Source organism: Pseudomonas sp. MH9.2 (genome assembly GCF_034353875.1).
In the GTDB taxonomy this organism is placed as follows: Bacteria; Pseudomonadota; Gammaproteobacteria; order Pseudomonadales; family Pseudomonadaceae; genus Aquipseudomonas.
Genome location: NZ_CP133784.1, coordinates 910,003 through 925,407, shown reverse-complemented (window position 1 = coordinate 925,407; position 15,405 = coordinate 910,003). Strand labels below are relative to the sequence as shown.

At 57.7% G+C, this 15,405-nt stretch carries 13 protein-coding genes and 1 pseudogene; 12 read left to right on the top strand and 2 right to left on the bottom strand.

Going from position 1 to position 15,405, the window contains the following annotated elements; translation table 11 throughout:
• Positions 1–14: 14 nt before the first annotated feature.
• Together RHM55_RS04180 and RHM55_RS04175 are read right to left on the bottom strand one after the other, a co-directional pair.
• Positions 15–944, bottom strand: a complete 930-nt coding sequence (locus tag RHM55_RS04180) for an AEC family transporter (RefSeq protein WP_322179648.1) — start codon at positions 942–944, stop codon at positions 15–17.
• 112 nt (positions 945–1,056) lie between these two features.
• Positions 1,057–2,034, bottom strand: coding sequence for a class I SAM-dependent methyltransferase (locus tag RHM55_RS04175; protein ID WP_322179647.1), 978 nt, complete (start codon positions 2,032–2,034; stop codon positions 1,057–1,059).
• A gap of 209 nt (positions 2,035–2,243) precedes the next feature.
• Between RHM55_RS04175 and RHM55_RS04170 the strand changes: the two genes are divergently transcribed.
• The 12 genes and pseudogenes from RHM55_RS04170 (at position 2,244) to RHM55_RS25815 (ending at position 15,398) form a co-directional block, all read left to right on the top strand.
• Positions 2,244–2,921, top strand: coding sequence for an ABC transporter ATP-binding protein (locus tag RHM55_RS04170; protein ID WP_322179646.1), 678 nt, complete (start codon positions 2,244–2,246; stop codon positions 2,919–2,921).
• On the top strand, positions 2,921–3,715 hold the full coding sequence (locus tag RHM55_RS04165) for an ABC transporter permease (RefSeq protein ID WP_322179645.1): 795 nt from the start codon (positions 2,921–2,923) through the stop codon (positions 3,713–3,715). Before RHM55_RS04170 ends, RHM55_RS04165 begins: the two co-directional genes overlap by 1 nt.
• Before the next feature lie 145 nt (positions 3,716–3,860).
• Complete coding sequence (gene mrdA / locus RHM55_RS04160; protein ID WP_322179644.1) at positions 3,861–5,750, top strand: penicillin-binding protein 2; 1,890 nt, start codon at positions 3,861–3,863, stop codon at positions 5,748–5,750.
• 273 nt (positions 5,751–6,023) lie between these two features.
• Positions 6,024–6,884, top strand: coding sequence for a MurR/RpiR family transcriptional regulator (locus RHM55_RS04155; protein WP_322179643.1), 861 nt, complete (start codon positions 6,024–6,026; stop codon positions 6,882–6,884).
• A gap of 66 nt (positions 6,885–6,950) precedes the next feature.
• Positions 6,951–7,511, top strand: coding sequence for a D-alanyl-D-alanine dipeptidase (ddpX, locus tag RHM55_RS04150; protein ID WP_322179642.1), 561 nt, complete (start codon positions 6,951–6,953; stop codon positions 7,509–7,511).
• A 223-nt stretch (positions 7,512–7,734) separates the two neighbouring features.
• Entirely contained in the window at positions 7,735–9,291 is a 1,557-nt protein-coding gene (locus RHM55_RS04145) for an ABC transporter substrate-binding protein (protein ID WP_322179641.1), read from the top strand.
• Positions 9,292–9,399: 108 nt separating this feature from the next.
• A complete protein-coding gene (locus RHM55_RS04140) occupies positions 9,400–10,416 on the top strand; it encodes an ABC transporter permease (RefSeq protein WP_322179640.1) in 1,017 nt (338 codons plus the stop codon).
• A gap of 1 nt (position 10,417) precedes the next feature.
• Entirely contained in the window at positions 10,418–11,317 is a 900-nt protein-coding gene (gene ddpC, locus RHM55_RS04135; RefSeq protein ID WP_322179639.1) for a D,D-dipeptide ABC transporter permease, read from the top strand.
• Positions 11,318–11,319: 2 nt separating this feature from the next.
• The gene (locus tag RHM55_RS04130; RefSeq protein WP_322179638.1) at positions 11,320–12,345 is read left to right on the top strand and encodes an ABC transporter ATP-binding protein; all 1,026 of its coding nucleotides are present in this window, start codon (positions 11,320–11,322) and stop codon (positions 12,343–12,345) included.
• A complete protein-coding gene (locus RHM55_RS04125; protein WP_322179637.1) occupies positions 12,342–13,334 on the top strand; it encodes an oligopeptide/dipeptide ABC transporter ATP-binding protein in 993 nt (330 codons plus the stop codon). The genes RHM55_RS04130 and RHM55_RS04125 overlap by 4 nt, the downstream gene beginning before the upstream one ends.
• Positions 13,335–13,505: 171 nt before the next feature.
• Positions 13,506–14,495 (top strand): annotated as a pseudogene (locus RHM55_RS25820) (cache and HAMP domain-containing protein); the annotation flags it as partial.
• Positions 14,496–14,633: 138 nt separating this feature from the next.
• Positions 14,634–15,398, top strand: a complete 765-nt coding sequence (locus RHM55_RS25815; RefSeq protein ID WP_407074630.1) for a methyl-accepting chemotaxis protein — start codon at positions 14,634–14,636, stop codon at positions 15,396–15,398.
• Positions 15,399–15,405: the final 7 nt, after the last annotated feature.

The following is a 15,405-nucleotide window of genomic DNA, read 5'->3' as shown; positions in this document are numbered from 1 at the left end:
GGTTCGGCTGTGCGTCATCCGTTGATGACGTACAGACAGATCGACAGGGTCACCAGCGAGCCAAGGGTCGAGATCAGAATCGTGCTTGAAACCACTGATGCCTCGCGCCGGTAGTATTCGGCCAGCATGAACGGCCCGGTACCTGTGGGAAGCGCGCTGAGTAATAGCGCCGAATTGGCCCACAACGGCGGCAGGTGGAATACGCGGAACACCAGAAACCAGGTCAGCAGTGGATGCGCGATCAGCTTTATCAGTACCAGCATCGTTGCGCCTTGCCGTGGGCCTTGCTGTTTCTGGGCGAGGAACAGCCCGAGTGAGATCAGTGCACACGGTGTGGTTGCTGCGCCGAGCAGGCTCAAGAATTTTTCAAGTGCCCCGGGCAGCGGCACGCCGGTATAGGCCCAGCAGGCGCCCAGAATCGGCGAGACCACCAAGGGGTTTTTCGCCAGCGCGAGTAGCACCTTGAGCACGATGCGATGCACCCGACGCTCGCTCTGTAAACCGATCTCGATGCACACCAGCGCCAGCCCGAACAACACACAGACCACCAGCAAGGACGCAATCAGAGCCGGTTCAAGACCCTCTGGCCCCAGCACCATGATGCACAGCGGTATGCCGATATAGCCGGTATTGGCATAGGACGCGCTGAGTGCATCAATACTGGCATCGGCGAAGTGGCCACTCTTTTTCCAGCGAAGTAACAGGGTCAGCACGAACATCGCAAGCGTGCTGCCTGTAAACGCGAGCACAAAGCCTGGGTGCCAGATTTTCTCCCAGGTTGCGGTGGCAGTCGCCGTGAATAACAGCGCGGGCAGACACAGCCACACCACCATGCGGTTGATTTCCGAGGCCGCGTTCGGGCCCAGACGATGGGTGCGTCGGCATACAAAACCGATGAGGATCAGGGCGAAGATCGGCAGCAATACATTCAATACAGAAGACATCGACCCCGACCCCTTGAACCGCTAACAAGCCGGCAAGGTTAAAGTCGGAAATCGTTAGCGTCCAATCTTTATTGATGCGCTCGGGATCTGCAATCTCTCTGTATCAACGGTTTCAGGGCAGCAGAGCGGACTCTTGCCCGGCCACAAAGTCGCTATTCAACGAGAAGATCAACGCCTTCAACCCGCCTTCAGGGTGGATGTCGGCAAACTCGGGCGGGTTTTCCAGGCGCTGCTGAAAAATCAAGTCAGGCGCCTCGACAGCGGCGCTGTCGATTAAAAAGTCCGGGCCGATGGCGGGGTCATTGATACACGCCAGTACAAGACCTTGCGGGTTGAGCAAATCAGGCAGGCGGCGGAGGATTTTCTGGTAGTCCTTGGTCAGCACAAAGCTGCCTTTCTGAAACGAAGGCGGGTCGACGATGATCAGGTCGTAGGGGCCGTCTCTTTTTACTCTCGCCCAGGATTTGAAAAGGTCATGCCCTAAAAAACTCACGCGGCTCAAATCATGCTGGTTAAGGCGGTGATTATCTCGCCCTCGGCTCAAGGCGGCCTTGGCCATGTCGAGATTCACTACGTGCTCGGCGCCCCCGGCAATGGCGGCGACAGAAAAGCCACAGGTATACGCGAACAGATTCAGCACCCGTTTGCCGTGTGCCTGAGCTTGAACCCAGCGGCGACCATAGCGCATATCCAGGAACAGCCCGGTGTTCTGGTTTCTGCCAAAGTCCAGTTTGAAATGCAGACCGTTCTCGGTGACAACCCCATTATCAACGGTCTCCCCCAGCAACCATTCGGTTGTACTGTCTTGAAGGTAGCGGTGTTGCAATAACAGGGTATGCGCCTGGCTGTGCAGCCAGGCGGGAGACTGACTCAGGGCCAGAAGCATGTGCTTCATGGCAGCCAACTCGGCTTCATCCGGTTGCTTGTACAGCGACACCAATAGCACGCCCTGCAACCAGTCAACGGTCACTTCTTCAAGCCCCGGCCAGCGTAGCCCTCTGCCGTGAAACAGGCGGCGAGCTTCGTCAGGTACTGCACTTAAAGCGGAGATTAAATGCTGTTGCAAGATAGAGAGGGCTTCGGAATTCATTGCGGGCTATCAGTCATTCGAAAGCGCGCAGTTTAAGCGTAATCGCCGGGGGGTTGGTGGCGTTTATTTTGTTAGCCTAGGCAAAAGCCGCTCGAGTTTACTGAGCGGCACCACGCGAAATAATCGGGGGAAAGGATGAAAAGCGAAACAAACGACGTGGTAACGGTTCCGTATGAAACTGCTGCTTTCTATACCAGGACAGCTGTCGAGTGATCTTGATCAAAGCGTCAGGGCTGGTCCGAAACGACGCCAAAACCCAGAAGTGTCTGCTTAATCCTACGGATTTCACCTTGGCAGGTGGAGATCGCATCGCCCTCACGGGACCGTCGGGGTCGGGGAAAAGTGTATTTCTTCGTGCCCTGGCGCTGCTTGATCCGCTGGAGGAGGGCCGCGTTTTTTGGCGCGATAAACCGGTGTCGAGCTCCGGGATTCCGGCGTATCGCCGCCATGTCAGTTACATCGCTCAGCGCCCCGCAATGCTTGAGGGCACAGTTGAAGACAATCTGCGTTACCCCTTCAGCTTGAAGGTCTATCACGACCTTACCTTCGACCGCGCCGCCGCCTTGCGGTTGGCCGAGCAGGCGGGTAGGGGGGAGCGTTTTCTCGACCAGCAGGCCAGCGAACTGTCGGGGGGTGAAGCGCAAATTGCAGCGTTGATCAGGGTTCTGCAATTGCAGCCTGATGTGCTGCTGCTTGATGAACCCACCGCGTCACTGGATCCCGAATCATCTCGAGAAATCGAGTCACTGGTGGCGGCCTGGTTCAGTGGCGCCGCGCAAGATGATCGCGCCTACATCTGGATCTCCCACGATCAAGAGCAGGCTCAGCGCATGAGTGAGCGAAGGCTGACGATGCAGGCAGGCACATTGAGCGAGCACACGACCTGATGGACTATCAGAACTTATCGCTACTGGATATTGGAATTGCTTCCTCGTTGATCCTGATTAACGGCGTACTGTCCCTTGTCCTGAAGCTTGATCTGGAACGCAAACTGGTGTGGGCGGCGATCCGCACCGTTGTGCAGCTACTCGCCATTGGTTATGTCTTGGGTTGGGTGTTCAACTTCGCCCAATGGTATGTCGTGCTGCCGTTGATGGCCGGGATGACCTTGATTGCGGGGCTGTCGGCCTCAGGACGAGGCAAGCGGACGTATGCGGGGCAGCGTATCGACAGCATTGCGTCGATCTGGCTGAGTTCATGGCTGGTCACTGCCGTGGGGCTGTTCGCCGTTATTCGGATTCATCCCTGGTATGAGCCGCAGTATGCAATCCCCATTCTCGGGATGATTCTCGGCAACACCCTGACCGGGGTGTCGTTGGGTATTGAGCGGATGACTCAGGAATTGACGACCGGGCGCAACGTCGTGGAAATGAGTCTTGCCCTCGGCGCTACCCGCTGGGAGGCCGCACAAGGCCCGGCCCGCCAGGCGGTGCGTGCCGGGATGATCCCTACGCTTAATCAAATGACTGTGGTCGGGCTGGTCAGCCTGCCCGGGATGATGACGGGGCAGGTGCTGGCGGGGCAGTCGCCAATTCAGGCGGTGCGTTATCAAATCATCATAATGTTCCTGATCGCGGCGGCATCGGCGCTGGGAACGGTGTGTGCAGTACTGCTCACCTACCGGCGGCTGTTTTCAGCGGATCACCGGTTTTTGGCGTCGAGGCTGATGGTGCGCAAATAGTTGGCAATGACATTCCCTTGCGCACTCTGATTTGTCGGCGAGGCATCGCCGCCGTTGATCAGAGGTGCAATATCCGGGGCTACTTCTTGGTATTGTGCGTCACAATTTGTGACGTTTCCCCCTTTTTTAACGAGAAGCTGTAGCAATGCCTGAACCAATTCCCTTGAAGGACCACGAGAAAGAAACGCAGCTGGTCAATAAGCGTTTGCTTGCGTGTGGTCTGCTCGTGGCCGTGTTGAGCTGCATTCTGGTGGGCAGAATGTATTTTCTGCAGGTAACCGAGTTTGCTTATCATTCGACGATTTCAGAGAACAATCGGGTGCATGTCCTTCCGATCCCGCCGGAAAGAGGCATGATTTATGACCGTAATGGTGTGGTGCTGGCGGACAATCGGCCCAGTTTCAACCTGATCATGACCCGCGAGCGGTCCGGGGACTGGAGCCAGGTGCTGGACTCCCTGATCAGTATTCTTCAGTTGCCTGAAGAAGACCGGATTTTGTTCGACAAGGATCTGAAGCAAGCCCGTCATCGCTTCGACCCTGTGACGTTGCTGTATGAGTTGACCGAAGAACAAATTGCCCTGGTCGCCGTCAATCAGTTTCGCCTGCCGGGGATCGACGTCGAGCCGCAGTTTGTTCGACATTATCCGTTGGGCGCGCATTTCGCCCATTCCATTGGTTATGTGGGCAGGATCAACGAAAAAGAGTCCAAGCAACTGTCAGTGGATTATCGCGGCACTCAATCGATCGGCAAGACCGGTATCGAGCGCTTCTACGAGTCTGAACTGCATGGCCGGGTCGGTTATGAAGAGGTCGAAACCAATGCGCAAGGGCGGGTGTTGCGCGTGCTCAAGCACACGGACCCTATCCCCGGTAAAAGTATTGTCCTGAGCCTGGATATCGGTCTTCAGGAGGCGGCGGAAGATGCCCTGGGAGATCGGCGTGGTTCGGTGGTGGCGCTGGACCCGGAAACCGGCGAAGTACTGGCCATGGTCAGCAAACCCAGTTTCGATCCCAACCTGTTCGTCACCGGGATTAGCTTCAAGGAATACGCAGCGCTGCGTGACTCTGTCGACCGGCCCTTGTTCAACAGGGTGCTGCGCGGGTTGTATGCGCCCGGTTCGACGATCAAACCTGAGGTCGCGATTGCAGGGCTGGACAGCAGTGTTGTTACCGCGCAGACCCGGGTGTTCGACCCTGGCTACTTCCAACTGCCGGATTACGATCACAAATACCGAAACTGGAACCACAGCGGTGATGGTTGGGTGGACATGGATGCCGCCATCATGCGTTCCAACGACACCTATTTCTATACGCTGGCGCACAAGCTCGGCATTGATCGCATGCATGACTACATGACCATGTTTGGCCTGGGACAAAAAGTGTCGCTGGACATGTTTGAGGAGTCGGCGGGGCTAATGCCTTCCCGTGAGTGGAAGCGGGCCACGCGACGTCAGGTCTGGTTCCCGGGTGAAACCGTCATCTTGGGTATCGGGCAGGGGTATATGCAGGTGACACCGCTGCAACTGGCCCAGGCCACCGCGTTGATTGCCAACAAAGGCGTGTGGAATCGGCCTCATCTGGCGAAAACTATCGATGGTGTGTCACCGGTCGATGAACACCCGATGCCTAACATCGTGTTGCATGACTCCAGTGAGTGGGATCAGGTCAATCACGGTATGCAGATGGTGATGCATGACCCGCGTGGCATTGCTCGGGCTTCTGCCCTCGGCGCGCAATACCGGATTGCCGGTAAAAGCGGCACGGCCCAGGTGGTTGCGATCAAGCAGGGTGAGCGCTACAACCGTTTGAAAACCCTGGAGCGCAACCGCGACAACGCCTTGTTCGTTGGTTTCGCCCCGGCGGCACATCCGAAAATCGCGGTCTCGGTCATGATCGAGAACGGTGAAGCGGGCGGTCGCGTGGCGGGTCCTGTCGTGCGCCAGGTGATGGACGCCTGGTTGCTCGACAAAGAAGGCCACTTGAAGCCGCAATATGCGACGCCGGTCAAAGCGCCGGGTGAGCCGCACGTCTGATACGCCGCATCAAGCTCACGTTATGCGCGAACAAATGCGCTCCAACAGGACGCGCATTTGCCCGCGAAGCAGGCTGGTCAGATCCCGGTTTATGCCCGTAAACCGGGCGTTCAAGCTTCATCGTGCACCACTGTGAATCAATAAAAATCTTCCTGAAAATTTCTGCAAAAAAGTCGTTGTATCCGTCTGAATTTGAATATTATGTTGATAACATATTGAAGATTAATGACCGTCTTCTAACATTTATGGCTGCGCCAAGGCGTTGAATCCGGCATGAACTCCACTGAAAAAAGCAGTTTTCTGGTGACGCTGGAACAGCGCTTCACTGGCCTGACGCCTACAGGGAAGCGTATCGCCGGTTACCTGTTGGCCAACCCTCAGAAGTTGCCCTTCGAAACAGCGGACAGCATCGCGCAGCAAACCGGAACCACGGGCATTTCGGTCGGACGCTTCTTGCGTTCGCTGGGCTACCGTAATCTGGACGACGTCAAACAAAGCTTGCGCGGTGACTCGGGTAATACCTGGCTGATCACCGACCGGCTTGGCGCCTTCCGTGAAGAAGCCACTCACGGCGATGCGCTGGATCGCTCGTTGAGCCGAGAACTGGACGCTATTCAGCACGTGTACGGCCTGGCCCGGAGCGAACAGTTTGCCCACATCGTCGAGCGTCTGTACGCCGCCGATGCGGTATTCATTGTCGGTATTCAGACCACTCGCGGCATTCTCAACGCGTTTCATAGCCACCTCGAATACATCCGGCCAAAGGTCTACTACGTCGATGGCCTGTCCGGGACTTATGCGGAGTCCCTGAACTCAAGTTTCGAGAATCCCTACGCGATCATTTCCGATTTCCGTACCTATTCCAGCGTGGCCCGCACATTCTGCGAGGTTGCCAGCAGCAACAATCTGCCCTTGGCATTGGTCACCGATTTCCACTGTCCGTGGGCCAGGGATTACCCCATGGACCTGTTGCAACTGAAGACCGACGTGGGTCAGTTTTGGGATTCCCTGGCACCGCTGACATGCCTTTTCAACCTGATGGTGTCGGCCGTGGCGGAAAAATACGGTGACCGTCTGGACGAGCGTCTGGCGAAAAATCGGCACCTGCAAGAGCTTTTTGGCCAGTTTGAATAGCGCTGCTCAGGGCTATCAAACCGGCAACATGATGACCAGCGTCTTACTTTTGATTGGAGTGTTTACGTGAACAGCAGCCTACTTGTCGAAGTCGATGCCCACGCGCTGCAGGTCGAAATCGATCTGATCTACGCTGGCGCCGATAACCTGGCTGGCACGCCGATTTATCAAGATCCACGCTGCTTGTTGCACCGCGACGCCGAACGCTGCCTGCGCATGGCCAGCCGTCTGGCGCGCCAGGCAGGGTTGAGCCTGCGCATCCTCGATGCCTACCGCCCGCCGTATGCCCAACTGTTGTTGTGGCAGGCGCTGCCTAACCCGGAATACGTGCGTGATCCAACACTCGGTTCGCACCATAGCCGTGGCGTGGCTGTCGATTTAACGTTGATCGACGCCGACGGCCAGCCGCTGGACATGGGCACCGGTTTCGATGACATGCGTGAGCAGTCTCACCAGTTTTTCGCCGACCTGCCTACCGCCGTGCAGCGCAACCGTTTGTTGCTGCTGGGGATCATGCTGAGCGCCGGGTTCCAGCCGATTGCCAGCGAATGGTGGCATTACGAATTGCCCGACGCCGAGAGCTATCCGTTGATTGACGACGGTTCGATCCGTCCGGCCAACCACTGACGGATAACCACTGAATAGATGACACCTGCTTGACTGTGACACAGCCTGACATGACCGGGACGACAATGAATCCCGGCGTAAATTCGGTGCAATCCTTTTCCAGAACAGGCAAGGATTGGCCGTTTTCGAACACTCATTGCGAGTGGTCGAGCTTTAACTGCCCGGTATAGCTTTAATAAAAAACCTGACGAACTTCCACATATCGAATGATCAAGGAACCGGCATGAATCTAATCTTCACCCCGCGCAAATTGGCCATGGCCTTGCTGTGTTCGGCTCTGGGTCTCGGTGCCTGGCAGTCGGCCAGCGCCGCCGTGCCGCAAGACACGCTGATGATCGGCAAACCCGCCGACCCGCAGACCCTCGACCCGGCCGTGACCATTGATAACAACGACTGGACCGTGACCTATCCGGCGTACCAGAAACTGGTGGCCTACAAGGTCGAGAACGGCAAGGGCAGCACCGAGGTGCAAGGTGATCTGGCCGCCAGCTGGACCACATCAGCCGACAGCTTGATCTGGGAATTCAAGATCAAAACCGGAAACCTGTTTGATGATGGCGCCGAAGTGGACGCCAACGCGGTAAAGTTTTCTTTCGACCGGTTGATGAAACTCAAGCAAGGCCCGTCCGGTGCGTTCCCCGACGACATGGTGGTGGCGGTGGTCGACCCGATGACCGTGCGCTTTACCCTGAAAGCACCGTATGCGCCGTTCCTCTATACCCTTGCGCATAACGGCGGGGCGATCATCAACCCGGATGTCGCCAAGAAGACCGACGACGTCAACGCATACCTGTCGACCCATACCGCGGGTTCTGGTGCCTTCCGACTGACCTCATGGCAGAAAGGCCAGTCCTTGACCATGGAGCAGAACACCTACTTTTCTGGCCCCAAGCCAACGCTGAAAAAAGTCGTGATCAAAATCATTGGTGAGGCGTCGGTACGCCGATTGCAACTGGAGCGTGGTGACCTCGACATCATTGAAGACATGCCCGAAGACCAGCTTGATGCGCTGGGCAAAAAAGCCGGCGTAGTGGTTCGCGACTATCCGTCGCTGCGGGTCACGTACCTGTACCTTAACAACAAAAAAGCACCGATGAGCAACCCGGATGCACGCCGGGCTATCGTCGATGCGCTGGATTATGACGGCATCATTAACGGCATTCTCAAGGGCAAAGCCAAACCCATGAACGGGCCGATCCCACAGGGCATGTGGGCGTACGATCCGGCGTTGCCGCCGATGAAGCAGGACGTAGCCAAGGCCAAGGCCGACCTGGCGAAAGTCCCGGAGAAAATCAGCAGCCTAAACTTCATGTATTCGGACAAGGACCCTAACTGGGAGCCTATCGGTTTGACCTTGCAGGCTGGCCTGGCACCGCTGGGGGTCAATCTCAAGTTGGAGAAGCTGGCCAACGCGACCCTGCGTGAGCGCCTGGGCACGGGTGATTTCGATATTGCCATCGGCTCCTGGAGCCCGGACTTCGCTGATCCCTACATGTTCATGAACTTTTGGTTCGACTCCAAGCTGCAAGGCCTGGCGGGCAATCGCTCGTTCTATGACAACCCGGTCGTCGATAAACTGATCCGAGAGGCCGCGTCGAACAACGACACCGCCAAGCGCACCGAGTTGTATCAGCAAGCGCAGAAAATTGTCCTTAACGACAGTGTCTACGCCTACCTGTACCAGAAGAGCTACACGCTGCCGATGCGTGACGCAGTCAAAGGTTACGTGTTCAACCCGATGCTTGAGCAAGTATTCAACATCGACACCATCACCAAGTAAGTCGTCGTTATCGCTCCAGCGACCCACCTGTAAAAGGTGGGTCGTTGCAGCGTTGTGCCCACGGCAGACGTTTATCGCTGCCGATCCGAAGCGTTACCGAGGTGCCTGATGGCCTTCCTGAATATGTTGCGCAAACGCCTGTTCGGCCTGTTGCTGGTCGTTGTGGGCGTTTCGTTGATCACCTTTGCGATTTCCCATCTGATCCCCGGCGATCCGGCCCGACTGATTGCTGGCGACCGTGCCAGCGATGCCATCGTCGCCAACATCCGTCATCAATTGGGGCTGGACCTGCCGCTGTATCAGCAATATGGCCGCTACATGCTTGACCTGTTGCAGGGCGACCTCGGCACTTCGATCCGCACCAGTCGACCGGTGCTCGAAGATTTGCAGGCGTATTTTCCGGCGACTCTGGAGCTGGCGTTGGCGGCCCTGACCCTGTCGATACTGATCGGAGTGCCATTGGGCGTGTTGTCTGCGGTATACCACAACCGGGCCATTGATCAGATTGCACGGACCCTGGCCGTCACCGGTATTTCAACGCCCGCGTTCTGGCTTGGACTGGGCTTGATCGTGCTGTTTTACGGACATTTGGGCTGGCTGCCCGGCAGCGGTCGTCTCGATGAAGGGCTTGAGCCGCCACCGACCTTTACCGGTTTCTACTTGATCGATTCACTGCTGGCAGGCGATGGAGCGCTGTTCTCCAATGCTCTGCAGCATTTGATCCTGCCAGCTGTAACCCTGGGGTTTGTCAACCTGGGGGTGGTGGCGCGGCAGATACGCTCGGCGATGCTCGACCAGCTTGGTGAGGACTACATCCGCACTGCGCGCGCCTACGGCTTGTCGCGTTGGGCGGTAATTCTGCGCCATGCGCTGCCGAATGCGTTGATCCCGTCGGTGACGGTATTGGGTCTGACGCTGGGCGACCTGCTCTATGGTGCGGTGCTCACCGAAACGGTCTTCGCCTGGCCAGGCATGGGCGCTTATGTGGTCAAGTCGATTCAGTCCCTGGATTTTCCGGCAGTGATGGGCTTCGCGATTTGGGTGTCCTTCATTTATGTACTGCTCAACATGGCCATCGATCTGCTCTACCGCGTGATCGACCCCCGCATTGGCGAGGTCAACTGACATGTCTATTCCCGTTAACCCGCTGACCGTCGCGCCGCTTGCCCACCCCCCGCGCTGGAGGGAAAGGTTCGCCTACCTGGCCTACCAGATTCGTCGCAGCCCGCTGACCATGGCGGGCCTGGCGATCTCCCTGGTCGTCCTGCTGTGCATGGCGTTCGCGCCGTGGCTGGCGCCCCATGACCCCAACGCACTGGACCTGGTGCATCGCCTGGCACCGCCTTCCGCCGCGCACTGGTTCGGCACCGATGAAGTCGGCCGTGACCTGTTCAGTCGAGTGTTATACGGCAGTCAGCAATCGGTCGGTGTCGGCCTGTTCGTGGCCTTTTCCTCGTGTCTGATCGGCGGGTTGCTGGGCTGCATGTCCGGGGTCATTGGTGGGCGTTTTGACAGCCTGACCATGCGCCTGATGGACATCATGCTTTCGGTGCCGTCGCTGGTGTTGATCATGGCCCTGGCCGCCGCGTTGGGCCCGAGCCTGTTCAACGCCATGTTGGCGATCACTCTGGTGCGGATTCCGTTCTATGTGCGACTGGCCCGAGGGCAAGCGTTGAGCATCCGTCAGATGGGTTACGTCAAGGCCGCGCAGACCTTCGGTGCCGGGCGCTGGCACATCGTGCTCTGGCACGTGGCGCGCAATGCGATGCCGCCGTTGTTGGTGCAACTGAGCCTGGATATTGGCAGCGCGATCCTCATGGCTTCGGCCCTGGGTTTCATCGGACTCGGCGCGCAACAACCGACGGCGGAGTGGGGGGCAATGGTTGCCACGGGGCGTAACTACATCCTCGACCAATGGTGGTATTCGACGTTCCCCGGCCTGGCGATTTTGGTCACGGCGACCGGATTCAATCTGCTGGGCGACGGCGTACGGGACTTGCTCGATCCGCGTCAACAGGGGAAATGACCATGCAGACCTCTCCAGAAGTGAGCGCACACGTGCCGAACGCGAATACTCCGGTCCTGACCATCGACAATCTGAGCGTGGAGTTTCCCGCTTACCGCAGTACGGTCAAGGCCCTCAACGGCGTTTCGCTGCACGTCAATCCTGGCGAAATCGTCGGAGTGATCGGCGAGTCCGGTTCAGGTAAATCCGTCACCGCCATGCTCAGTCTGCGCCTGTTGCCCGAACGCAGTTACCACGTCAGTGGCGGCAGCCTGCACATTCTGGGTCGCGACATGCTCGCGGCCAAAGAAAAAGACCTGCTTAAAGTCCGTGGCCGTGACGTCGCGATGATTTTCCAGGAGCCGATGACTGCGCTTAACCCGACCCGCCGTATCGGTCGACAGATGCTTGATGTGATCATTCATCACCAGCACTTGAGCAAGGCCGATGCACGGGCCAAGGCCATTGCTCTATTGCGTGACATGCACATTGCCGACCCTGAGCAGGTGTTGGAAAGCTACCCCTTCGAGCTGTCGGGCGGCATGCGTCAGCGGGTGATGATCGCGTTGGCTTTTTCCTGCGATCCACAGCTGCTGATTGCCGACGAACCGACCACTGCGCTGGACGTCACTGTGCAGCGTCAGGTGCTGCTGCTGTTGCGGGAAAAAGCCCGAGAGCGTGGCACTGCAATCCTGTTGATCACCCATGATATGGCGCTGGTGTCGCAGTTCTGCGATCGGGTCTACGTGATGTACACCGGCGCCGTGGTGGAGCAGGGGGCGACTGGCGAGGTCATGGTCGATCCGCGCCATCCCTATACTCGCGGTTTGCTCAGCGGCCTGCCGGAGCAAGTGCAGCCGGGTGAAGACCTGATGACTATTCCTGGCCAGGTTCCGAATCTTGCCGCGTTGCCCGCAGGTTGTACGTTCCGCGACCGCTGTCAGTACGCGATGCCGGTCTGCAGCAAACGCCCGCCCTTGCAAGCCATTGACGCCGAAGGTCTGCGCAAGAGCGCTTGCTGGCTGACTGTACAGGAGCAAACATCATGATCAGCACTGCACGTAAACGACTGCCCAGCGACAATGCGGCGATTCTCGGCCTGAGCGATGTGCGGGTGCATTTCCCGGTGGGCAGCGATTGGCTGGGGCGTCCCAAGGGCATGGCTCATGCCTTGAACGGTATTGATCTGGACGTTCGTGCTGGTGAAACTCTCGGCGTGGTCGGTGAGTCCGGTTGTGGCAAAAGTACGTTGGCGCAACTGTTGATGGGGCTGATCAAACCCACCAGCGGGACGCTGGACTGGATCTATAACGACGCCCGCGAGCGCAGCAGTAATGTGCAGATCGTATTCCAGGACCCGCAGTCGTCTCTCGATCCGCGTCTGCCGATCTGGAAAATCATCACCGAGCCGCTGTTCGTCCAGCGCGCCGTCCCGCGTCGAGAGATGCGCGATATCGCAGCCAAAGTTGCAGCTCAAGTGGGCATTCGCACCGAGTACATGGACCGCTTTGCCCACCAATTTTCCGGTGGGCAGCGGCAACGCATTGCCATCGCCCGAGCACTGTCGTCCAACCCGGACATCATCGTCCTCGACGAGCCGACCTCGGCACTGGACATTTCGGTGCAAGCGCAGATCCTCAACTTGCTGAGTGAACTGCAACGCAGTCGCGACCTGACCTACATCCTGATCTCGCACAACGTTTCCGTCGTCCGGCACATGGCCGACCGTGTGGCCGTGATGTACCTGGGGCAGATAGTCGAACTGGGCAGCGCCGCCGAAGTGCTTGATCACCCGAGGCACCCTTACACGCAATTGTTGCTGGACGCGGTGCCACGTCTTGGCGCGCCGATTGATAATGCCCAGGTCGCCGCCCCCACTGAACTGCCCGGCAACCGCAACCTGCCCACCGGCTGTTTCTTCCGCGACCGCTGCCCGCGTGCCACTGCTGGCTGTGACAAACCGCAGGCGTTGGTGGCGACGAAGGGTGAGGCAAGGGACCGCCTGGTGCGCTGTCACTTGGAGTCTGTGATGTTGTGATGTTGTGATCAGGAGGGAGGTTGGGTACGCGGCGGGTCGAAAAAACGGGTCTTCTTCAAGCAACGGCTTCCTTTTCAAGGCGTAAGTCCGTACAACGCTGCATCGCCATTCCCCTGTTCGCACTTGCGTTGCGAATATGCGGTTGTCATTCCTTGTAGTGGATTTGCTCGCATGATCAAAAGTCTGGGTTTCAGTAGGAAGATTCTGCTCGCCGCCACGTTAATTATTGTTGTCGCATTTACGAGTTTTATTGCCGTGAATGACTATCGGCAACGTCAAACCGTGCGTGCCAATGTTTTTCTTGAACTGCAACAGTTAGCCAGTCTCACTACGCATAACATCCAGACCTGGCTGGAAAGCCGCACTCAGTTGCTGCAATCGATGGCCCAGCAAATTGCCGTTGACGGCACATCCCCGAGTACGCTGCAACGGGTGGTCGGGCTGCCAGCTTACGTCGATAATTTTCAGCTGAGCTATTTTGGCGTTAATGATGGCGTGATGTTTTCCGTCCCAGCGGGCAACCGCGCTGCGGATTACGACCCACGCCTTCGCGGCTGGTACAAGGCGGCTGAAAGCGCCCGGACGACCATCGTGACGGAACCGTATATTGCTGCGTCTTCGGGCAAACTGGTGGTCACCCTGGCCACTCCCGTCAAACATGACAATCAGTTTGTCGGGGTGGCGGGCGCCGATATCGCGCTGGACAGCATCAGCAATACCATCAACGCTCTGAATTTTGGTGGTCACGGCTATGCATTCATCGTCAGCGGTGACGGCAAAATTCTGGTTCACCCGGACAGCAAGCTGGTCCTGAAAAACCTGAGCGATGCCTACCCGACCGGTACGCCAAAAATTGCTCCCGGGGTTACTGAAGTCGACTTGCCCGGCAAGTCGGAATTCATCTCCTTCACCCATGTCGACGGCCTTGCTTCGGCGAATTGGTACGTGGCGCTGGTACTTGATCAAGACGCGGCCTATTCGATGCTCAGTGAGTTCCGCACTTCGGCGCTGACCACCATGGTGGTGGTCGTGGTCTTTATCATCGTGCTGTTGGGCCTGCTGATTCGTGTGCTCATGCAGCCGTTGCACCTGATGAGCCGAGCGATGCAGGACATCGCCGACGGTGAGGGTGATTTGACCAAGCGTCTGTCCATCCATTCTCAGGATGAGTTCGGCGCGTTGGCGCAGTCATTCAACCGTTTCGTTGAACGTATCCATGCGTCGATTCGAGAAGTGGCCAACACCGCCGCTCATCTCAGCGAGGTGGCTGCGCGGGTCGTGTGTGCTTCAAACTCGTCCATGCTCAACTCCGACGAGCAAGCCAACCGGACCAGCAGTGTTGCTGCGGCTATCAACGAACTGGGTGCGGCGGCCCAGGAAATCGCGCAAAACGCATCCTTGGCCTCGCAGCATTCCAGCGCTGCCAGCCACCTTGCCAGCGATGGTCAGAAGGTCGTGCAGCAGACTATCCAGGCGATGAATCTATTGTCGGAAAAAATCAGCTCGTCTTGCGTCAACATTGAGAGCCTCAACAGCAAGACCGTCAACATTGGCCAGATTCTTGAGGTGATCACCAGCATTTCGCAGCAGACCAATTTGCTCGCGCTCAATGCCGCCATTGAAGCGGCAAGGGCGGGCGAGGCAGGCCGAGGCTTCGCCGTGGTGGCCGATGAAGTGCGCAACCTTGCGCATCGCACCCAGGATTCGGCTCAGCAAGTGCAGAAAATGATCGAAGAGTTGCAGGTTGGCGCACGGGAAGCGGTAGTGACCATGACCGAAAGCCAGCGCCAGAGCGAAACCAGCGTCACCATCGCCAATCAGGCCGGAGATCGACTGAGTAGCGTGACTGGCCGCATAGGCGAAATCGACGGTATGAACCAGTCGGTTGCTACCGCGACCGAGGAGCAAACGGCCGTCGTCGAGTCGATCAATGTTGATATCACTCAAATCAACACCTTGAATCAGGATGGTGTAGGCAACCTGAAATCGACCCTTGAAGCCTGTGCCGACCTGGAGCACCAAGCCGCTACGTTGCAGCATCTGGTGGGGACGTTCCGCATCTGAGTCTGCG